This window comes from Bradyrhizobium sp. GW821-FHT12B03 (assembly GCF_058807535.1).
On sequence record NZ_JBXAQU010000015.1, the window covers coordinates 131222 to 151160 of the forward strand.

At 62.9% G+C, this 19939-nt stretch carries 19 protein-coding genes; 12 read left to right on the forward strand and 7 right to left on the reverse strand.

Going from position 1 to position 19939, the window contains the following annotated elements; translation table 11 throughout:
* Positions 1–5 precede the first annotated feature (5 nt).
* From AC1RUR_RS26015 to AC1RUR_RS26040, 6 genes are all read right to left on the reverse strand, one after another.
* Positions 6–359 (reverse strand): succinate dehydrogenase, cytochrome b556 subunit, encoded by a 354-nt coding sequence (locus AC1RUR_RS26015; protein WP_492849268.1) that lies wholly within the window; start codon positions 357–359, stop codon positions 6–8.
* A complete protein-coding gene (locus tag AC1RUR_RS26020; protein ID WP_492849269.1) occupies positions 356–685 on the reverse strand; it encodes a succinate dehydrogenase/fumarate reductase transmembrane subunit in 330 nt (109 codons plus the stop codon). Before AC1RUR_RS26020 ends, AC1RUR_RS26015 begins: the two co-directional genes overlap by 4 nt.
* On the reverse strand, positions 682–1419 hold the full coding sequence (locus tag AC1RUR_RS26025; RefSeq protein WP_492849270.1) for a succinate dehydrogenase/fumarate reductase iron-sulfur subunit: 738 nt from the start codon (positions 1417–1419) through the stop codon (positions 682–684). The genes AC1RUR_RS26020 and AC1RUR_RS26025 overlap by 4 nt, the downstream gene beginning before the upstream one ends.
* Before the next feature lie 105 nt (positions 1420–1524).
* Positions 1525–2457: a LysR family transcriptional regulator gene (locus AC1RUR_RS26030; RefSeq protein WP_492849272.1), complete on the reverse strand. Its 933-nt coding sequence runs from the start codon at positions 2455–2457 to the stop codon at positions 1525–1527.
* An 81-nt stretch (positions 2458–2538) separates the two neighbouring features.
* The gene (locus AC1RUR_RS26035) at positions 2539–3786 is read right to left on the reverse strand and encodes an NAD(P)/FAD-dependent oxidoreductase (RefSeq protein ID WP_492849274.1); all 1248 of its coding nucleotides are present in this window, start codon (positions 3784–3786) and stop codon (positions 2539–2541) included.
* Between the two features lie 6 nt (positions 3787–3792).
* Positions 3793–5178, reverse strand: a complete 1386-nt coding sequence (locus AC1RUR_RS26040; protein ID WP_492849276.1) for an aminotransferase-like domain-containing protein — start codon at positions 5176–5178, stop codon at positions 3793–3795.
* Between the two features lie 240 nt (positions 5179–5418).
* Here AC1RUR_RS26040 and AC1RUR_RS26045 point away from each other — a divergent pair, with 240 nt between their 5' ends.
* From AC1RUR_RS26045 to AC1RUR_RS26075, 7 genes are all read left to right on the forward strand, one after another.
* On the forward strand, positions 5419–6591 hold the full coding sequence (locus tag AC1RUR_RS26045) for an ABC transporter ATP-binding protein (protein WP_492849278.1): 1173 nt from the start codon (positions 5419–5421) through the stop codon (positions 6589–6591).
* Positions 6592–6601: 10 nt separating this feature from the next.
* Positions 6602–7651: an ABC transporter substrate-binding protein gene (locus AC1RUR_RS26050; RefSeq protein ID WP_492849280.1), complete on the forward strand. Its 1050-nt coding sequence runs from the start codon at positions 6602–6604 to the stop codon at positions 7649–7651.
* 56 nt (positions 7652–7707) lie between these two features.
* Positions 7708–8919 carry an ABC transporter permease gene (locus tag AC1RUR_RS26055; RefSeq protein WP_492849282.1) on the forward strand — a complete coding sequence of 404 codons (1212 nt, stop codon included), beginning with the start codon at positions 7708–7710 and terminating at the stop codon, positions 8917–8919.
* 5 nt (positions 8920–8924) lie between these two features.
* On the forward strand, positions 8925–9752 hold the full coding sequence (locus tag AC1RUR_RS26060; RefSeq protein ID WP_492849284.1) for an ABC transporter permease: 828 nt from the start codon (positions 8925–8927) through the stop codon (positions 9750–9752).
* Positions 9753–9760: 8 nt separating this feature from the next.
* A complete protein-coding gene (locus tag AC1RUR_RS26065; protein WP_492849286.1) occupies positions 9761–11158 on the forward strand; it encodes an ethanolamine ammonia-lyase subunit EutB in 1398 nt (465 codons plus the stop codon).
* Between the two features lie 2 nt (positions 11159–11160).
* Positions 11161–11946 carry an ethanolamine ammonia-lyase subunit EutC gene (gene eutC / locus AC1RUR_RS26070; RefSeq protein ID WP_492849288.1) on the forward strand — a complete coding sequence of 262 codons (786 nt, stop codon included), beginning with the start codon at positions 11161–11163 and terminating at the stop codon, positions 11944–11946.
* A gap of 725 nt (positions 11947–12671) precedes the next feature.
* On the forward strand, positions 12672–13115 hold the full coding sequence (locus tag AC1RUR_RS26075; protein WP_492849290.1) for a helix-turn-helix domain-containing protein: 444 nt from the start codon (positions 12672–12674) through the stop codon (positions 13113–13115).
* A gap of 237 nt (positions 13116–13352) precedes the next feature.
* On the opposite strand, the gene AC1RUR_RS26080 is transcribed toward AC1RUR_RS26075, so the two are convergent.
* Entirely contained in the window at positions 13353–14408 is a 1056-nt protein-coding gene (locus AC1RUR_RS26080; RefSeq protein ID WP_492849292.1) for a LysR family transcriptional regulator, read from the reverse strand.
* Positions 14409–14501: 93 nt separating this feature from the next.
* Between AC1RUR_RS26080 and AC1RUR_RS26085 the strand changes: the two genes are divergently transcribed.
* The 5 genes from AC1RUR_RS26085 to AC1RUR_RS26105 all read left to right on the forward strand — a co-directional run bounded on the left by AC1RUR_RS26085 (position 14502) and on the right by AC1RUR_RS26105 (position 19882).
* Positions 14502–15968, forward strand: coding sequence for an ABC transporter substrate-binding protein (locus AC1RUR_RS26085; RefSeq protein ID WP_492849294.1), 1467 nt, complete (start codon positions 14502–14504; stop codon positions 15966–15968).
* Between the two features lie 102 nt (positions 15969–16070).
* The gene (locus tag AC1RUR_RS26090; RefSeq protein WP_492849296.1) at positions 16071–16988 is read left to right on the forward strand and encodes an ABC transporter permease; all 918 of its coding nucleotides are present in this window, start codon (positions 16071–16073) and stop codon (positions 16986–16988) included.
* 1 nt (position 16989) lies between these two features.
* Positions 16990–17901, forward strand: coding sequence for an ABC transporter permease (locus AC1RUR_RS26095; RefSeq protein ID WP_492849298.1), 912 nt, complete (start codon positions 16990–16992; stop codon positions 17899–17901).
* Positions 17901–18887: an ABC transporter ATP-binding protein gene (locus tag AC1RUR_RS26100; protein WP_492849300.1), complete on the forward strand. Its 987-nt coding sequence runs from the start codon at positions 17901–17903 to the stop codon at positions 18885–18887. Before AC1RUR_RS26095 ends, AC1RUR_RS26100 begins: the two co-directional genes overlap by 1 nt.
* Positions 18884–19882 carry an ABC transporter ATP-binding protein gene (locus tag AC1RUR_RS26105; RefSeq protein WP_492849302.1) on the forward strand — a complete coding sequence of 333 codons (999 nt, stop codon included), beginning with the start codon at positions 18884–18886 and terminating at the stop codon, positions 19880–19882. Before AC1RUR_RS26100 ends, AC1RUR_RS26105 begins: the two co-directional genes overlap by 4 nt.
* The last annotated feature ends 57 nt before the right edge of the window (positions 19883–19939 follow it).

Sequence of the window (19939 nt, forward strand, 5' to 3'; positions counted from 1 at the left end):
GGACCTCAGAACACGCGGACGAGGAAGACGAATGCAACGACTGCTGCGAGGCTGCCCGCCGTCGCAGCCAGCCGAAGCTGATTGCTGCGCCACGCGAAATTCTCGACAAACAGCACGCGCAGGCCGCCGAGAAAATGCACCGCGAGCAGGAACACCAGCCCGCCCTCGGCCAGCTTGACGATCGGCAGGTCGGCCCAGCGCAGGAAGCCATCCAGTTTTGCTGCGCTCTGCAGCGAAAAACCGAGAACGAGGAAATGGAACGGAAGGAACGCCGCCAGAGCGATGCCGGAAAGGCGGTGCACCATGGCTGCGACCCATAGCGCGTTCCGCCGATAGGAACGTGGAGCGGAACGCATCATGCGAACACCACGGCGAATACCGCCCGCGCGCCGAAGGCGAGCAACAGGACACCAAAGGCCGAAGACAGAACTTTCGCGAACCGGTCCCGCAGCGACAGCCATTCGATCAGAATGGCGCGAATGCCGATGGTCGCATGGATCGCGGCCGCCGTCACAAAGGTGCTGTAGAAGGTGGCCCAGATCGGGCTGCCGCGCGTCCGGCTGAAAATATCCGCCGCCGTGAGCCCCTGACGCGTGGCGTAGAACATCACGGCGAGGTGGATGGTCACCAACGGCACCATCAGAGCCGCGGTCCCGCGCTGCCACACATAGAGCTTCACACTCATGGCTCGAGTTCCCCGCGAAGATAGGCCTTTGCGGACAGCCGCTTCAGAGAAGCGATCGAAGCCGTGGGATTGAGAGTTTGGGGGCAGAACTCCTGGCAGGACTGATGCGAGTGACAGGCATGGCAGCCGCCACTGGAGGCAATCGCCTGCAAGCGCGGCGCTTGTCCGGCGTCCCGCCGGTCGTTGGCCAGGGTCCAGGCACGGTTCAGGGCTGCTGGACCCAGATAGTCCTCGTTCCAGCGCACGGTATCGCAGGCCGCATAGCAGACGCCGCAGTTGATGCACTCGATTCCGGCATCGGCCGCGACGCGTTGCGGCTCATCCGGACGGATCGGTTCGACGGGATGCTGACGTGTCTTTGACGGTTCGAAAACGCCCTTCGCGTTCTGCCACTTGTCGAAGAACGGCAGCATGTCGGTCGCCAAATCCTTGATTACCGGCAGGTTGGCAAGCGGAGCGATCTTGAGCTTGCTTTGATGCAGGACCTTCGAAACATGCGTTCGACAGGTCCAGCGCGGGCGGCCATTCACCGTCATCGCGCACGAACCGCACATGCCTACTCGGCAGGCGAAGCGATAGGACAGCGTCGGGTCGAGATTACGCTGCACATAGGTGACGACATCGAGAACCGTCTGGTTCGCGCGACCGGGCACCGAGAACTCCTCGAACCCGCCGACTTGGCCGCCTCGCCAGATCGATACGGATATTTCGGATTGCTCACGATCAGGCGTCACTGTTTCGTCCTCCCGGTGCTCTCATATTCTCGAGAGGCACATCCAGGAGCGACGCACTAGCACGCGTGCCGCTTCATAAAAAACGAATAGATTTTGATCGTTTATTCAATTTTTCTTAAGTGGCGCCTTGCTGCGAGCCTTGCGGCCCGAAGCCCTCAATCGCGAGCCGAGCCCGCTGGCTCGCTTCAGCGCGTCGTTCAAGATCGCAATAAGATCGGCCTTCGGATGACCTTGAGGCTGGACGATGCCGATGACCCGCTGGGTGGGAGCGCCCGAGAACGGCACGGTGCGCACGGCCAGTGCGGAAGGATCGTCGTTCGCGCGAAGCGGTACGACGGAGACCCCCAGGCCGTGATGAACCATCGCCGTGATCGCTTCCAGCGTATCGAGCGTAATGAGCTCGCGAACCCGAAGACGCCGCCGCTTCAGGAATGCGTGAATCAGCTGGCCGACCCAGGCGCGCTGCGAATAGCGAATAAACGGATAACTCGAGATCAGCTCTTCCGCCGTCCGGAGTGGCGCATCCATCGGTGCAATCAGCACCAGCGGTTCCCGTGCGATCGGCGACCACTGCAAGCCTCTCTTCGACGTCTTCTTGAAATCACTCACGATAGCCGCGTCGAGGGTACCGCCCTGAACCCTGTCGACCAGATCTTTCGAGAGCCCGACCGCGAGCTCAATATGGATGGCGGGGTATCGGGCACGCAGCGCCACCAGCGCCCTCGGCAAAATGCCGGTGATCACGCTCGGAACCGCGCCCAGCCGCAGATGTCCCTCGATCACCGCATCTGCGGCAGACTGATAGAGGCGGTCGTAAGCCTCGACCGCCTCTATGGCACGCGGCAGGAAGGCTCGCCCGGCCGGGGACAGCACCGGCGGGCGACGCACCCGGTCAAAGAGGATAAGCTGGAATTCCTCCTCGAGCGCTTTCATCTGTACAGTAACGGCCGACTGGGTTCGCCTAACCGAGCGCGCGGCGGCCACAAACGAACCACCTTCAGCAATTGCCAGAAAGGTCCGAAGGTCACGGATGGACATGGCGCAGCCTCTTCAATTATTCTCAAGAGAATAGTAGCTGCTCTTTATTTTCTTCAAGCGGCTCGGGCCGCGAATAGAAACTCAGGCAAACCGGTCAGGCCGGAAAGCTTCAAGGTTTGGCGTGTCATTTCGCCTTTCGACGAGGCCCGCAACAATGCGGCTCGTCACGCCGGCCAACGTCATGCCGAGATGTCCGTGGCCAAAAGCGTGGATCAGGTTTGGATGGCGCCGACTGGGCCCAATGACGGGTAGCGAATCCGGAAGCGAGGGACGAAAGCCGAGCCATCGCGATTGAACGGGCCCGAGATCCGGGAGGAGCTTGCGGACGCCTCGCTCCAGAAGCGCAATCTGGTTTGGATTGAGCGGCGCGGACAGGCCGCCGAGTTCGACCGTTCCGGCAACCCGCAAGCGGCCGACCATGGGCGTGATATAGAAGCCCAGATCGACCGGGCTGACGGGTCTGTTGATCGGACAGACATCCATCGCGAACTCGATGTGGTAGCCGCGCTCCGTATCGAGAGGAATATTCTCGCCAATTGGCGCGGCTAGAGACTGGGACCAGGCGCCGGCGGCGAGCACGACCGTATGCGCTTCGACCGTGCGGTCGCGGCATATCAAGCGGATGTGTCCGCTGTCCTGCGGCTCCAGCCGATCCACGCGGGCGCGTTCAAACGTAGCACCTTTGGCCTCGGCTGCGGCCGCCAGTCGGCGGGTCATCACGGCTGGATCGACGGTATGGGCCGCATCGGGAAAGAAAAGACCGCCGGCCGCGGGAGGAAGCGCAGGCTCCAGCCTTGCCACCTCTGCCGACGTCAGCCATTCCTGTCGGACGCCGAGTTCGTTCCGCAGCCGGGCGCCCCACTCGCTGTCTTTTTGCGGAAGCTTTCCCCGATAGTAATAGAGGCAGCCTTCATAGCGAAGCAGGTCCGCAAGTCGAGCCTCTTCGGCGAGCGCTCGCCAATCCAGCATCGCATCCTTGAGCAAGCCCGCAAGCGCGTGTCCGTTGCGGCGCGCGCGAACCGGCGTGGATTGCCAAACGAACCGCGACAGCCAGGGAACGAGTGCGGGCAAAGCGGCCAGCCTGACGGTGAGAGGGCTGTCCGCCTTGAGAAGCAGGTTCGGCAGATTCCGGAGCACGTCGGGGTTGCCGACCGGCGCACAGGCGTAAGGAGCCAATGTCCCGGCATTGCCGTACGAGGCGCCCGAACCCGCCTCGTTCGGATCGACGACAACGACTTCACGGCCATCTCTCGCCAGCCGAAATGCAATCGCAAGGCCGACGATTCCGGCTCCGACAATCGCGACGTCTGTTTTGATCAACTCCGCCACGGCGCCTCACACCGCGCCCGAGATTTCGAGATGACCGGCATTCAGCAGGTCCCCCATGATCGAAAGCGCCTGCCGCAATTCGCCGGCTGAAGGCGCCGCGCCCACATTGATGCGCACGGCGTGGGCGAGCGTTTCGCGCCCCACGGCGAACGCGTCCGCAGGAAGCACGCCTACACCGCGCTGACGGCAGGCGCGCGCGAAAGCAGCGCCTCGCCACGGTTCGGGCAAATGCAGCCAAGCGTGAGGCGACGTCTCATCCGTCTGAACATCGAACGCCGCGAGGGCGTCGCGCAAAATGGCCTGCCGCCGGCGCAGTTCCTCGCGCTGGAATTCGATGATCCGCTTCGCAGTCCCCTCTTCCAGCAAAACGGTGGCAACCAATGCCGTGAGCGGGCTGATGCTCCAGCAATCGATCCGCAGCGCCGCTGCGACATTGCCCAAAACCGCGCGTGGCGCGACCACGAACCCGTAACGCAGGCCGGGTGCAATGCATTTCGACAGGCCGCTGATGTGGACGGTGAGTTCAGGTTCGAGGGCCGCGAAAGATGGAATGGCGCGATCAAGCAACGGACGGTAGACATCGTCCTCAATGATCAGCACGTTTTGGCGCCGCGCAATTGCCGCGAGCGCGCGGCGGCGCTCTTCGCTCAATGTGACCGTTGTCGGATTGTGCAAGCTGGGAACGAGGAAAACCGCGCGAGGGCGCAAGGCCGCGCATGCCGCCTCGAAAGCGTCAGGTCGCATGCCCTCTCGGTCGATCGACACCCCGCGCAGGTCGACACCTTGTGACCGGCAAAGCGCGCTGATGCCTTGATAGGTGATGGAATCGGCGAGGACGACATCGTCGGGCTGCGTCAAGGCCCGTAGCACGCAGGCAAGGCCATGCTGGGCGCCGTCGGTCAGGACGACGCGACCGGCGTCGCCATCGCCCGCTACGCCGTTGAGCCAATCCGCAACCGCGGCGCGCGCCCATAGCGGACCTTCAGGGGGGTGATAGTCCTGTATGGCGCCAAATCGGCGATCCCTTGCGACGTGCGGCAGAAGAAGCGCCAGCGCTTCACGATAGGCCGACGTCGCCGGTCTGTTGACGGACAGATCGATCAGACCGGCTTCGTCGCTGGGAGCAGACTTGAAGGTGCCTTCCTCCGTCTCCTTCGCGGCGACAAGTGTTCCGCGGCCGGGGCGCGCTTCAACGAGTCCGCGCTGTTGCAAGGCCGAGAAAGCGCGGGTGACGGTCGTGACATTGATGCCGAGCAGGCGCGCAATTTCCCGATGCGGTGGCAGCTTGTCGCCCTCAGCCAGTTCGCCGCGGGCAATTCGTTCACCGATGGCATCCGCCAAACGCTGATAAATCGGTCGATCGTTGTCCGGCAGTTCCAGATTTTCGAGCATTGCAGCTTGCTGCCCCGAGCATTCCTTGTCTTCGCCAACGCATTCTTATCATGGAGAAAAGAGTCGGACAATCCAACTTGTCTGCATGTCATTAGCCTTCATCTGCCCATTATATGACATGGAATATGCCATAAATTGCATCATTTGGCGGCCTTGACGCTCCGATTTACGCTTTGTATGGTCACCCAATCGCTATTTGTGTGATCACATAATCAAGACGAGGCATGTGGAGGTGGAGCGATGGTTGGGACCGGACAGAGTTCGTCGCTTCGCGAGGTCTCGGCGAGAGGAGGCCGCCCCGCGCCGAGCCAGGGCGATGCCAAATTTGTCGAATTCATCGACGTCGAGAAAACCTACGGCAATTTTCATGCGGTCCGTCGGCTGAATCTAACCATCGGGCGCGGGGAGTTCCTGACATTCCTCGGTCCCTCCGGCTCCGGCAAGACCACGACCTTGAACATGCTGGCGGGCTTCGAACGCCCGAGCCAGGGCGTAATTACGCTCGATGGCAAATCGGTCGACCGTCTGCCGCCGTATGACCGCAACATCGGCATGGTGTTCCAGAACTACGCGCTGTTTCCGCACATGACCGTAGCGGATAACGTTGCTTTCCCCTTGTCCGTGAGAAAGACGCCCAAGGCCGAGATCGGGCCACGCGTCGTGCGCGCCCTCGAAATGGTGCGCCTCGAGCAATTCAAGGACCGCAAGCCGGCCCAGCTCTCGGGTGGTCAGCAACAGCGCGTCGCGCTTGCTCGTGCGCTGGTGTTTCAGCCGAGCCTCGTTCTGATGGATGAACCGCTCGGCGCGCTCGACAAGAAGCTGCGCGAGCATATGCAGATCGAGTTGAAGCAGATCCACGAGATGCTCGGTGTCACCATCGTCTATGTCACGCATGACCAAAGCGAAGCGCTGACGATGTCCGATCGCGTCGCCGTGTTCGACAAAGGCGCCATCGTTCAGATCGGTACGCCGGACGGGCTCTATAAGAAGCCCGAGACCGCATTCGTCGCGGGCTTCATCGGTGAAAACAACACGCTGGGCGGAACGGTCGAACGCGTCACCGGCGGGCAATGCCAGGTGACGCTGCCGAAGGGATTGAAGGTGACCGCGCTTGCGATCGGCGACATCAGCCCAGGCGCCCCGGTGCAACTGACGATCCGGCCTGAACGGATCGGGTTGTCGCGCGACGGCACCGAATCGGACAACCGGCTTCAGGCAACGGTCGATGGCCGGATCTATCACGGCGACCATCAGCGCCTGCTCGCGCGCCTGCCGAGCGGACAGATCCTGACCGTGAAAATCGGACCTGAATCGACAATGGCGACGGGCGACGCAATCGACCTTTGCTGGCCGATCGCAGATTGCCGGGCCTTTCCGGCCGGCTCCGTCTCCGACGGTATTCCAACAACATAGGGAAAGCTTCATGAAACGCACCTGCAAGACGTCCTTGCTCGCCCTGGCGAGCGCCACGTTGATTTGTCAGCTTCAGCCGGCCCGCGCCGACGAACTCACTGTGATGGCAACCGGCGGCGCGTGGCAGGCGGCGCTGCGGCAGGCCTGGTTCGAGCCTTTCGCCAAGAAGATGGGCGTCAAGTTCAATGAGCAGGAATACACCGGTGAGCTTGGCAAGATCAAAGCGATGGTCGAGACCGGCAACGTCCCGATCGACCTCGTGACGGTCGAGACTTCGACCGTCCTGCAGGGTTGCGACGCCGGCGTTCTGATCCGCCTCGACTATTCGAAGATCGCCGACCGTTCGAGATTCCTGCCCGGCACGGCGCTCGATTGCGGCGTCGGCATCGACGTCTATGGCGACGTGCTGGCCTATGACACGACCGTCCTGAAAGACGCGCCCACTTCGGTGCTCGATATCTTCGACACCAAGAAATTCCCCGGCAAGCGCGCCATGCGCAAGGCGCCGGCACAAAATCTCGAATGGGCGCTGATGGCCGACGGCGTGCCGGTTACCGAAATCTACAAGGTGCTCGGGACGCCTGCCGGCGTCGACCGCGCGTTCAAGAAGCTCGACACGATCAAGAAGGACATCGTCTGGTGGGATGCCGGCGCGCAGCCGCCGCAGCTCCTGGCCTCCAAGGAAGTGGTAATGACCACGGCGTGGAATGGACGCATTCAAAACGCAATCGACCAGGACAAGCGCCCCTTCGCGCTCGTCTGGGACAACCAGATCGTCGAATACGACATGATCGCGATTCCGAAGGGCGCCAAGAACATCGACCTCGCCTACAAATATCTCGCCTATGCCGCCGAAGCCGAGGTCGGCGCGCAACTCGGCCGCTTCATTCCCTATGGGCCGGTGCTGAAGGATGCGACGCCCTTCGTGCCCAAGGATGTGCTGACGAAACTGCCGACCGCACCGGATCACATGAAGACTTATCTCGTCGCTGACGTCGAATTCTGGGGCGACCATGGCGAGGACCTGGTGAAGCGCTTCAACGCGTGGCTCGCCCAATAGGACAGGCAGCCGCAATAACCCATCGGACCCGTCGATCCCTACCCGCGAGGAGCCTCATGTCATCGATCGCCATGCCAAGGATCGGCGCAACGGATAGGCGGGAGAGCCTGCGTCCACTGGCGCTGGCGGCCCCGCTTCTGCTGCTTCTGCTCTTCAGCTTCGGCGCACCGATCGTGGGTCTGCTGTCGCGAGCCGTCTATGAGCCGACCATCGCCAACGCACTGCCTCGCACCGCCGTGGCTCTTGGGCAGGACGGCGGCGCCGGCGTGCCCGCCGAACCGGTCTTCGTCGCCTTCGCGGCCGATCTGAAGCAAGCGCAGGCGACGGGTGCCGTTCCTGAATTCGCGAAAGCCCTCAACACCCGCCTGCCCGGCGCGCGCAGCCAAGTGCTGCGGCTGGCGCGCATCGCTGCGCAAGATCAGGCGACCGGCAAGGAGGCGATGATCAAGGCAGCGCCGCTATTGGGTGAAGCACAAAGCTGGGCAGCCATTCGCACCGGCACCAATCGCTTCACGACGTTCTATCTCCTCAGTGCCTTCGACCTGCGATGGACCGAGCAGGGCACCATCGGAGCGGTTCCCGCCGAGCAAGCGGTGTTTCTCCGCGTCTTCGGCCGTACCTTTCTGATCGCCACGATCGTCACGCTTGCAACGCTGGCGCTCGGCTTTCCGCTGGCCTACGTGATCACCAACCTGCGTCCCGCCATTGCCGGGGTCGTCCTGGTCCTGGTGCTACTGCCGTTCTGGACATCGATCCTTGTGCGCACCGCCGCCTGGACCGTGATCCTGCAGAAATTTGGCCTGCTCAACGACCTATTGCTCTGGCTCGGCCTGACGTCCGATCGCCTCGAACTGATGTACAGCCGAACCGGGCTCATCATCGCGATGACGCATATCCAGTTACCGTTCACGCTGCTGCCGATCTACAGCGTGATGCGCTCGGTCAAGCCTTCGCTGGTCAGGGCCGCCCAGTCGCTCGGGGCCAGGCCCTTCACCGCGTTCTGGCGGGTCTATCTGCCGCAAGTCATGCCGGGCGTTCTCGCCGGTTGCCTGCTCACCTTCATCCTGTGCCTCGGCTACTACATTACGCCGGTGCTGATCGGCGGCGCGAGCGACCAGTTGATCAGTAATTTCATCGCCAACTACGTCAACGTCGAACTCAATTGGGAGATGGCAGCGGCGCTTAGCTTCGTGCTGCTCGCCTCCACCCTCGGCCTCTACGTGACCCTGACGCGCTACCTCGGCCTCGACCTCTTCAAGATGGGATGAACGCCATGTTGTCGCCCTACCCGACGACCGCCGAATGGATCCGCGTCGCCGCGCTCTGGTTCTGGAGCGGACTGGTGCTGATCTTCCTGATCGTGCCGATCTTCGTGCCGGTGCCATTGTCATTTAACAGCGGCTCGTTCTTCACCTTCCCGCTCGCCGGGCTTTCGACGCGTTGGTACGAGGTCGTGCTCGGGACGGCGCGCTGGCGCGCGGCGATCGGCAACAGCCTCATGATTGGATTCGGCTCCACCATTCTCGCGACGCTGCTGGGAACGCTCACGGCGATCGGCCTGTCGGACCCGAAATTCCCCGCCCGGCGGTTCGTCGTGCCGCTGCTGATATCGCCCCTGATCGTCCCGGTCGTCGTGACGGCGGTCGGCACGTACCTGTTCTACGCCCGGATCGGACTAGCCAACACCTATGTCGGCATCATGCTCGCCCATACGGTTCTGGCGAGCCCCTTTGTCGTCGTGACGGTCGGCGCCAGTCTGACGGGGTTCGATCGCAATCTGATGCGCGCGACCTCGATTCTCGGAGCAAAACCTCTGACGGGATTCTTTCGGGTCATGCTGCCACTGATCCTGCCCGGCGTATTGTCAGGTGCCGCTTTCGCGTTCGTGACATCGTTCGACGAAGTGGTCGTGGTGCAATTTCTCGCAAACGCCCAGCAGCGCACCCTGCCGCTCGAAATGTTCACCGGCCTGCGCGAGCAATTGAGCCCGGCGATCACGGCGGCCGCCACGTTGATGATGGGCTTGTCGATCCTGTTGCTGATCGTCGCAAACCTCCTCGCGCGCCGGTCGCAGCGCAACGCCGGCATCGCGCCGGAATAGGTTGCCGGATGTCCTATCACGCCACGATCAACGGCACACACTGGACGTTCGCCGATCTGAAGACGCTGCTCGCCAAGGCATCGCCCGCACGCTCTGGCGATGCCTTGGCCGGCATCGCCGCGCAGAGCGCTATCGAGCGTGTCGCCGCCCAGATGGCGCTGGCGGATCTTCCGCTCAAGACGTTCCTGAAAGTCGATCTCGTGCCATATGAGGAGGATGAGATTTCTCGTCTGATCCTCGACAGCCATGATCTCGCGGCATTCGCACCGGTGTCCCATCTGACCGTCGGCGGATTCCGCGAATGGCTGCTCGACACGCGGACCACGACGAGCCATCTGACGGCGCTGGCTCCCGGCCTGACCCCAGAAATAGCCGCGGCAGTGTCGAAGATCATGCGCGCCCAGGATCTCATCGTCGTCGCCGCCAAATGCAGCGTCATTACCTCCTTTCGCAACACGATCGGCTTCGCCGGGCGGCTTTCCACGCGGCTGCAACCGAACCATCCGACCGACGACTCCCGCGGAATCGCCGCCAGTCTGCTTGACGGGCTGTTATTCGGCGCCGGGGACGCCGTGATCGGAGTCAATCCGGCCACCGATAGCGTGCAGGACTATTTGCGGATCGTTACGCTCCTGGACGAAGTCCGGCAGCGTCTCGACATTCCGACGCAGACCTGCTGTCTCGGCCATGTCACGACTGCGATCCAGGCCATCAATCTCGGCGCCCCCGTCGATCTCGTCTTTCAATCCATTGCCGGCTCTGAAAAGGCCAATCGGGGGTTCGGAATCAGTCTGTCGGTTCTCGCGGAGGCGCAGGACGCCGCGCTCTCGCTCGGCCGCGGCACGGTCGGCCACAACGTCATGTATTTCGAGACCGGGCAAGGCAGCGCGTTGTCCGCCGACGCGCATTTCGGCGTCGATCAGCAGACGATGGAAGCGCGCGCCTATGCCGTCGCGCGGCGCTTCAAGCCGCTGCTGGTCAATACAGTGGTCGGATTCATCGGTCCCGAATATCTCTACAACGGCAAGGAGATCATGCGAGCCGGACTGGAGGATCATTTCTGCGCCAAGCTGCTCGGCCTGCCGATGGGCTGCGACGTCTGCTACACCAATCACGCGGAAGCCGATGAGGACGACATGGACGGCTTGCTCACGCTGCTGAGCGCCGCGGGAGTAACGTTCGTCATCGCGGTTCCAGGCGCCGACGATGTCATGCTGAATTACCAAAGCCTGGCATTCCACGACATTCTCTATCTCCGGCAGACGCTCGGTCGGCGTTGCGCGCCGGAGTTCGAGAACTGGCTGTGGCGGATGGGCCTCGTTGACACGGATGGACACCTTCTTGAGAAAGCGGCGTCCAAAACCTTCGGCCCGGCCATGGCACTGATCGAGTCGATGGGAGCCTGATCATGCCGGAGCAGCCACTAGATCGAGGTGCTCGGCTTGCGGTGGTCAACGACATCGCACCGTTGAGACGCTTCACGCCAGCGCGGATCGGACTCGGGCGGGCCGGCTCCGGGCAGTTGACCACGACTTGTCTCCAGTTCAGCCTCGATCACGCGCGCGCCCGCGACGCCGTTCATGCAGCGCTTGATCTTGAAGCCCTCGGGCAATCGCTTCGCGAGCGGGGCTGGGACGTCGTCCGTGTTCACAGCGCGGCATCCGACCGCAAGGAGTATCTGCGCCGACCGGATCTGGGACGACGCCTGTCTCCTGACAGCGGGCGCGTATTCGAAGACCGGATAGATCAAAGCGATATCGCGATCGTCGCCGCCGATGGCCTGTCGGCGCTGGCCGTCGAGACCAACCTGCTGCCGCTGCTCGATTGTTTGCGACCACGCCTGCTGGCCAGCGGCAGCTCCATCGGCCCCCTGGTGCTCGCGGAGCAAGCACGCGTCGCGATCGGCGACGAGATCGGTCAATTGCTCGGCACCAGGCTCATTGTGGTTCTGATCGGCGAACGACCTGGCCTGTCGGCTGCGGATTCGCTCGGCGCCTATATCACCTGGCAACCAAGGATCGGCACGATGGATTCGAGCCGGAACTGCATTTCCAATATTCGGCCGGCCGGCCTTTCGCCCGAAGAGGCGACCGCACAGATTGTTGACGTGATCAAGCAAGCGTTTGCTTATCAGACGACCGGCGTTCGCTTGAACGATCTGCGCTCCGTCGCGGCCGGCCACCAGTTGGAGTAAGCTTGCACGCGATGAAATGAAGTATCGGCACGGCGAGGCCACGGAAGCGCCTCACATCGACTGGCTGGCCGATTTCTCCGCTGTGATATGTTACTCCACGATTGGGTGTGGAACAGATTTGCCCAAATCGTCTCCGCCGATACATAGATTGAATGAAGTTCAAGCAGACAAGCCAACAACGATAGCGGCGTCAACTGCATTCCCTCCCGCTATCAGAATGCGGGCGCCGACCTCGACAGCATCGGGCTGTTCAGCGACGACAATTCCTTTATCCATTCCTGTTGGTCAGGGGCGGCGTTCCACGCCGCTTGCGCGCCCGATCGCATGCCCTGGGCGTCGCGGTGAATGCTTCGCGATGGCGGCGCGAAACTATATTTGAAATGGTTCGAGTGACCGTGCGGCGTGCGGCTTCAATCTGGAGCGGTCGATCGTGAGTTACCAAATTCCTGCATCGCTGCCGTCCCATGCAAGCGTCAGGACGTGGCGCGAATGCTATCGCGTACGACATCGCACAAAATCGAAGGTTAGCGCACAAAATCGCGCTGATGGCGGAGAGAGCGTCAGTCAATCCCCACTGGATGATAATGCATTTTCGACCTTCCTAGACCAAAACCCACTGTTCGAGCAACGACCCGAAATGGGATTTCGCCGCAGCGAATTGACTGGCCGAGAATGGCTCGCTTTGTCCTCTTGCGTTCGGCTATCTCGTCGCCCTGCCCGATCGCGTGACTTCTCTGTCGGAAGCTTCATCGCGAAGCGCGGCAAACAGCCTGAGCGAGTTGATTGCAGGTCTCCTCATCGAGGCCAGCCAAGGCAACTCCGCGCTGCAAACCGACCACCGCGATCTCTCCTTGATACGCATCAAGACGTTCGTCGAGCGTCACCTGGAAGATTTCGAATTAAATCCGGCAATGGTGGCGTCCGCGTTGAGGCTTTCGCCGCGTTACATGAACCAGTTGCTCGAACGGGAAAGAACGTCACTGTCTCGCTATATCTGGCGGCGAAGACTCGAGCGGGCGGCTGCTGATCTGCGCAATCCGGCCCTCGATGGTCTCAGCATTTCCTCGATCGCTTTCAACAATGGATTCAGCGACCTCAGTCATTTCAGTAAGGCTTTTCGCGACCGATACGCGCACTCGCCGAGCGAGTATCGCATCGCCAGGCGCTAAGTTAGCGCACCGGCATCGACAGGTCCGGTATCCACCACCTCGCCGCGCTCGAACACCGCAAAGCGATCCGCAAGCCCAAGGACAAATGACAGATGCTGCTCGACGACCAGCATCGCAGTGCCGCGATCAGCGTCTGGTCACCGCGAGCACTTCGGCGAAGCGGTCCACGACGGAAGGCTGAAGCACGTTGAAGCAAGCTTGATCGGGCGCCTGATGTCCGGCGCTTGGTCAGAACGCTCATGCGCGCAGCGCCGCCGCATCGGCGCTCTTCAGCTCCTCCACCAGCATGTTCAGGAAATTCGTCACCAGCTTCGGCAGCACGCGGCCCGACATGGTCTGCACCTGCAGGCTGCGCGCTGGCAACTCGCCGTCCTTGAGCGGCAGCGCCACGACTGAGCCGTCGCGGATCGAGGCGCCGAAGGAGATTGGGCTGGCAAACATCACCGCGCCGCCGAGTTTGCAGAATTGGCGCAGGCTCGCGACATTCGTCGTGACCAGCACCGGCTCGACGGCCAGTCCGCGCGTCGAAAAATAGAAGTCGACCATCATGCGCGCCGTGTTTTCGCCATCCAGCACGGCGACGGGATGGGCCAAAATGTCCTCGATTTGGACCGAGGCCCTCGCCGCCAGCGGATGGTGCGGCGCAACAAAGGCATGGGTCTGCACCGCGCATTGCCAGTTGATCCTGATCCCGCGTTCGGGCTGTAGCACGAAGGTCAAGCCGAGATCGACTGCACCGGTACGGACATGTTCTGTCACCGCCTGTGAGGACCCCACCTTGAGGTCGAAGGCGACATTGGGATAGCGCTGGCGGAAGGCGAAGATCGCCTCCGGGATGAAGCTCACCGCGAAGCCCTCGATCACGCCGAGCCGGATCAACCCCTTGCTGGCGCTGCGCAGCTCACGGATCTCGTTGACGATCTGCTCGGTTTCGAGTTCGACCCGCTGGGCATAGGCCGCCAGCGTCTGCCCGGCCTGGGTCTGGATCATGCCATGCGAGCGCCGCTCGAACAGGCGCGAGTCGAGCTCCTTCTCCAGATTAGCGATCTGTCGGCTGACAGCCGAGGCCGCGACGTGCAGGCGCTGCGCCGCGGCGCTGACCGAGCCGGTCCGCGCCACCGCCAGGAAGTATCGCAAGGCCGCGCTCTGCATGCTCAGCGAGCATAGTGTTGATTTGCCAAAAAGACAACGATTCATTCGAATCATTCTTATTGCAGCAAACGAGCTCCTTGGGCAGATTTCAGGCCGCAAGGACAGCGAACCGGCCTCGAGGCCGGAGCCGCGTCCCGCCATGCGGGCGCAAGGTTGCGAGGGGAATCGGAAATGCTGGGAATGAGCAGAGGCTTTGCCTTGGTGCTGACGTCTGTCGTTCTCGCAGGAACGGCCTTGAGCGGCCCCGCTTGGGCGCAGAAGGCTGCCAACACCATCCGTTTCGCCTACGATCAGGCTCCCGAAAGCGTCGATCCTTTCTTCAACAACACCCGTATTGGTGTGATCATCGGCGCCAATGTCTGGGACACGCTGGTCTACCGCGACCCCGACACCAATGAATACAAGGGCCAGCTCGCCACGAGCTGGAAGCAGGTCGACGACAGGACGATCGATTTCGACCTGCGCCAGGGCGTGAAGTTCCACAATGGCGAAGAGTTCGACGCAGACGACGTCGTCTACACTCTGAACTTCATCGCCAAGCCCGAGAACAAGGTCGTTACCCAAGGCAACGTCAACTGGATCGAGAAGGCGGAAAAGCTCGACAAGTACAAGGTCCGCTTGACCACCAGAGAGGTTTTCCCGGCCGCGATCGAGTATCTCGCCGGCCCGGTCGTGATCCATCCGAACGAATATTACGAGAAGGTCGGTCCCAAAGGCCAGAACGAGAAGCCAGTCGGCTCCGGCCCCTACAAGGTCACGAATTACGTCCCGGGCAAGTCGATCACGCTGGAGCTCAACAAGGACTATTTCAGCGGCTCGCCCAAGCCCAGGGCCAGGATCGGCAAGGTCGAGATCCGCTTCATCCCCGATCGCCAGACCCAGATGGCCGAAGCGCTCTCCGGCGGCGTCGACCTGATCATGAACGTGCCGAAGGACCAGGCCGACCAACTCAAGACGGTGCCTACGCTGCAGGTCGTCTCGGGCGAGACCATGCGTATCGTCTTCATGCAGATGAACGCACTCGAGAACTCGCCGGCTCCTGCGCTCAAGGACGAACGCGTGCGCAAGGCAATCATCTACGCCATCGACCGTGAGGCCATGGTCAAGAACATCGTCGGCGAGGGTTCGCGCGTCCTCAACACGATCTGCTTCCCCTCGCAGTTCGGCTGCACGGACGAAGGCGCGGCGCGCTACCCTTACGATCCCGCCAAGGCTAAGGCCCTGCTGGCCGAGGCCGGCGTCTCAAACCTGACGCTCGACATCGCCGCCTATCGCGAGCGCAACCAGACCGAGGCGCTGATCGGCTATCTCCAGCGGGTCGGCATCAAGACCAATCTGCGCTTCTTGCAATATGCCGCGATGCGCGAGGTCGTCAGCTCGAACAAGGCGATGCTGACCCATCAGACTTGGGGTTCGTTCTCGGTCAACGACGTCTCGGCCTCGACGCCGAATTTTTTTGCGTTCCGCAGCGAGGACATCACCCGCGACGCCGCGGTCCGCGACCTGCTCAACAAAGGCAACAACTCGATAGACCCCGAGATCCGCAAGAACGCCTACAAGAGCGCCCTCAAGATCATCGCCGACAAGGCCTATGCCGTGCCGCTCTTTTCGCTGCCGACCTATTACGTCGCCAGCAAGGACCTCGTCTTTAAGGCCTATCCGGACGAGATCGTGCGGTTCTGGGAGATGAGCTGGCAGTAGTCCGAACGGCGGAGCTTTGCGATCGACTCAGCGCTCCGCTTCGCTGCGGCCAGATTAGGAACAGAATGTTGGAAAAATCATGAAAAAGACCGGACAAACGCCTTGCTAGGCTTCATCCTCAAGCGCCTCGCCCTCGCGCTCCTCGTCGCGCTCGCGGTCTCCGCCATCGCCTTCTTCCTGCTACGGCTTACGGGCGATGTCGCGGTGGCGATCGCCGGCGAGGGCGCGCAGCAGGCCGATATCGACCTGATCCGCAAGACCTATGGGCTCGATAGACCAGTCGTCATCCAGTATCTCGACTGGCTCTGGGAAACACTCAAAGGCGATCTCGGCACCTCGATCTATTTCAAGACCGATGTCGCCCCGCTGATCATCGACAAGCTGCCGGTGACGCTGATCCTGGGCCTGAGCTCGCTTGCCTCCGCGCTCGCGATCTCAATTCCGCTCGGCGTGCTGGCGGCGATCTACGCCAACAGCTGGATCGACCGCGTCGCCCTCGCCATCGCGGTCGTCGGCCAGGCGCTGCCGAATTTCTTCTTCGCGCTGATCCTGGTCATGCTTTTCTCGATCACGCTGCGCTGGCTGCCGGTCTCCGGCTCACAGACCTGGCAGCACTATGTCATGCCGACGATCGCACTCGGCTATTACGCCGCTCCCGCCTTCATGCGCCTGATCCGAGCGGGCATGATCGAGGTGCTCTCGGCCGACTATATCCGCACCGCCCGCGCCAAGGGCCTGCCGGCGCACAAGATCATCTTCAAGCACGCGCTACGCAACGCAGTCGTGCCCGTGGTTGCGCTGGCGGCGGTGCAGCTCGGCTTCCTCCTCGGCGGCTCGGTGGTGATCGAGACCATCTTCGCGCTCGATGGGCTGGGCTACCTCGCCTATCAGAGCATCATCTACAAGGATTTTCCGGTCATGCAGGTCGTCGTCCTGCTGCTCTCGGTGGTCTACGTCCTGCTGACGCTGCTCGCTGACATCGCCAATGCCTGGCTCGATCCGCGCATTCGGGTGGCCTGAGATGCACCCCCCCGAAACAGGAGCGGCCATTCTCTCCGTCGCGGATGTGCCCGAGCTCTCGGAAGGCCGCAAGCTGCTGCGCCGGTTCCTCGGCCAGAAAGCCTTCACCCTAGGCTTCGGCCTGCTCGCGCTGTTCATCGCGATCGCGCTGCTGGCCCCGCTGCTCGCGCCGCACGATCCCTATGGGCAGGATTTGACCGTCCGCAACGTCCCGCCCTTCTGGTACGCCAAGGGCGGCTGGATCCATCCGCTCGGCACCGACCCGCTCGGCCGCGACTACCTCTCCCGCCTGATCTACGGCGCCCGGATCTCGCTGCTGATCGGCATCTGCGTCGTCATCATCTCCGGCGTGGTCGGCACGACCATGGGCGTGCTCGCCGGCTATTTCGGCGGGCGCATCGACATGGCGATGACCTTTCTCGTGACGACGCGGCTGTCCATGCCGGTGATCCTGGTCGCGCTCGCCGTCGTCGCCATCATCGGCTCCTCACTCTGGATTGTCATCCTCGTGCTCGGCCTGCTGAAATGGGACCGTTTCGCCGTGGTGATGCGCAGCGCGACCCAGCAGGTGCGCTCGCTCGACTATGTCGCCGCGGCCCAGGCCGCCGGCGCCTCGACGACGCGCATCATCCTGGGCGAAGTGGTGCCCAACATCGCTCCTCACCTCATCGTCGTCGCCACGCTGGAAGCCGCGAGCGCGATCCTGCTCGAGGCCGCCCTTTCCTTCCTTGGCTTGGGCGTGCAGCCACCCCTGCCCTCCTGGGGCCTGATGATTTCGGAGGCCAAGGCCTACATGTTCTTCTCATTCTGGCAAATCGCCCTTCCCGGTTCGGCGCTGGCGCTGCTGATCTTCGCGATCAATCTCGCCGGCGACGGCTTGCGCGACGTGATCTCGCCAGAGGGGCGCAGCTGATGCAAGCATCGGAAAGCACCGTCATCCTCGAGGTCGACGGCCTCAGCGTCGACATCGCGACACCACGCGGGCCGCTCCATGCCGTGCGTGACCTGTCCTTCAAGGTCGAGCGCGGCAAGACGCTCTGCCTCGTCGGCGAATCCGGGTGCGGCAAGTCGATGACCTCGCTCGCCATCATGGATCTGCTGCCGCAAGCGGCCAGGCGCAGCGCGCGCAAGCTCGCCTTCACCGGCGAGGAGCTCGCCAGGGCCGGGGCCAAGCGCATCAACCGCCTGCGCGGCGACCGCATGGCGATGATCTTCCAGGAACCGATGACGGCGCTGAACCCTGCCTACACCATCGGCGACCAGATGACCGAGGCCTACCGCCTGCACCGAAGGGCGAGTGCGATGGAAGCCCGCAAGCGCGCCATCTACCTGCTCGGCAAGGTCGGCATCGCCAACGCCGCGCAGCGCCTGGGGCAATATCCTCACCAGCTCTCGGGCGGACTGCGCCAGCGCGTGATGATCGCGATGGCGCTGATGTGCGATCCCGAGCTGCTAATCGCGGACGAACCGACGACGGCGCTCGACGTTACCATCCAGGCGCAGATCCTGCGCCTGCTAGCCGATCTCCAGGCCGAGTTCGGCATCGCCATGGTGCTGATCACCCATGATCTCGGCATCGTCGCGCGCATCGCCGACTGGGTCGGCGTGATGTATGCCGGCCAGATCGTCGAGGAGGGGCCGACCGAGGCAATCTTCCGGCACCCCCGCCATCCCTATACGCAAGGGCTGATCGACTGCATTCCGGTTCCGGGCCGGACCGAGCCCGGCGGAACGCTCGGCGTCATTCCCGGCGTCGTGCCCTCGCTTATCGGCGAGATCAGGGGCTGCAGCTTCCGTGACCGCTGCAAATATGCCGAGGCCGCCTGCGCGCAGGAGCCGCCGGTTCGCCGCAGGGCCGATGGCCATAGCTGGCGCTGCATCCGGGAGGACGCGGCATGAGCTCACCATCTTCGCCCGCCGCCCTGCTGGAAGCCCACGACCTGACCCGCTCCTTCTCGGTCAGCCAGGGCCTGTTCAAGGGCAGGCGCACTTTGCATGCGGTCAACGGCGTCTCGCTCTCGATCGCCAAAGGCGAGGTCCTCTGCATCGTCGGCGAATCCGGCTGCGGCAAGTCCACCCTCGCGCGCATGCTGCTTGGCCTGCTGCCGCCCAGCGCGGGCGCGATCGCGTTCGGTGGCGAGGATGTCCGCAGGCTCGGCCGGCTCGGCATGGCAAGGCGCGTCCAGCCAGTCTTCCAGGATCCTTATTCCTCGCTCAACCCGCGCCGGACCGTCGCCTCGATCGTCGCCCTGCCGCTCGCCGTCCAGGGCATCGGCAGCAGCGCCGAACGCCGTAAGCGCGCGCTCGACATCCTCGACAAGGTCGGCCTGCCCAAACGCTTCGCCGACCGCTACCCACGCGAACTTTCTGGTGGCCAGCGCCAGCGCGTCGCCATTGCCCGCGCCCTGATCCTGAACCCCGACGTGGTGATCTGCGACGAGCCGACCTCGGCGCTCGACGTCTCCGTCCAGTCGCAGATCCTGAATCTGCTCGGCGATCTGCGCCGCGAGCTCGGGCTCACCTATGTCTTCATCAGCCACAATCTCGTGGTCGTGGAGCACATCGCGACCCGCGTCGCCGTCATGTATCTCGGGCGCATCGTCGAGCTGACAGGGGCCGCGACCCTCTTCAGGGCCCCGCGCCACCCCTACACCAGGGCGCTGCTCGCCTCGGTGCTGACGCCGGAGCCGGGCGCTGGCATCCCCGACACCGGCCTCGGCCTCGCCTTCCCCGATCCGCTGGACCCGCCGCCGGGCTGCCCCTTCCATCCGCGCTGCCCCTTGAGGATGCCGCATTGCGCGACCGTGACACCGCCTTTGCGCCAGGACGAGAGCGGGCTCGTTGCATGCCATTTGTATGAGCCACGGACGGCAACCCCAACGGTCGCGGCTTGAGATGCTTCTCTCAGCCTCATCCTGAGGACAGAGAGTTGTCGACCTCGAATACCCAAA

Excerpts from the sequence above, each read along its gene's own strand:
- AC1RUR_RS26045 (WP_492849278.1), top strand. The coding sequence starts at position 5,419 with ATGGTTGGGACCGGACAGAGTTCGTCGCTTCGCGAGGTCTCGGCGAGA.
- AC1RUR_RS26060 (WP_492849284.1), top strand. The coding sequence starts at position 8,925 with ATGTTGTCGCCCTACCCGACGACCGCCGAATGGATCCGCGTCGCCGCG.
- AC1RUR_RS26065 (WP_492849286.1), top strand. The coding sequence starts at position 9,761 with ATGTCCTATCACGCCACGATCAACGGCACACACTGGACGTTCGCCGAT.
- AC1RUR_RS26015 (WP_492849268.1), bottom strand. The coding sequence starts at position 359 with ATGATGCGTTCCGCTCCACGTTCCTATCGGCGGAACGCGCTATGGGTC.
- AC1RUR_RS26040 (WP_492849276.1), bottom strand. The coding sequence starts at position 5,178 with ATGCTCGAAAATCTGGAACTGCCGGACAACGATCGACCGATTTATCAG.
- AC1RUR_RS26050 (WP_492849280.1), top strand. The coding sequence starts at position 6,602 with ATGAAACGCACCTGCAAGACGTCCTTGCTCGCCCTGGCGAGCGCCACG.
- AC1RUR_RS26020 (WP_492849269.1), bottom strand. The coding sequence starts at position 685 with ATGAGTGTGAAGCTCTATGTGTGGCAGCGCGGGACCGCGGCTCTGATG.
- eutC (WP_492849288.1), top strand. The coding sequence starts at position 11,161 with ATGCCGGAGCAGCCACTAGATCGAGGTGCTCGGCTTGCGGTGGTCAAC.
- AC1RUR_RS26055 (WP_492849282.1), top strand. The coding sequence starts at position 7,708 with ATGTCATCGATCGCCATGCCAAGGATCGGCGCAACGGATAGGCGGGAG.
- AC1RUR_RS26030 (WP_492849272.1), bottom strand. The coding sequence starts at position 2,457 with ATGTCCATCCGTGACCTTCGGACCTTTCTGGCAATTGCTGAAGGTGGT.
- AC1RUR_RS26100 (WP_492849300.1), top strand. The coding sequence starts at position 17,901 with ATGCAAGCATCGGAAAGCACCGTCATCCTCGAGGTCGACGGCCTCAGC.
- AC1RUR_RS26095 (WP_492849298.1), top strand. The coding sequence starts at position 16,990 with ATGCACCCCCCCGAAACAGGAGCGGCCATTCTCTCCGTCGCGGATGTG.
- AC1RUR_RS26080 (WP_492849292.1), bottom strand. The coding sequence starts at position 14,408 with ATGGCGGGACGCGGCTCCGGCCTCGAGGCCGGTTCGCTGTCCTTGCGG.
- AC1RUR_RS26105 (WP_492849302.1), top strand. The coding sequence starts at position 18,884 with ATGAGCTCACCATCTTCGCCCGCCGCCCTGCTGGAAGCCCACGACCTG.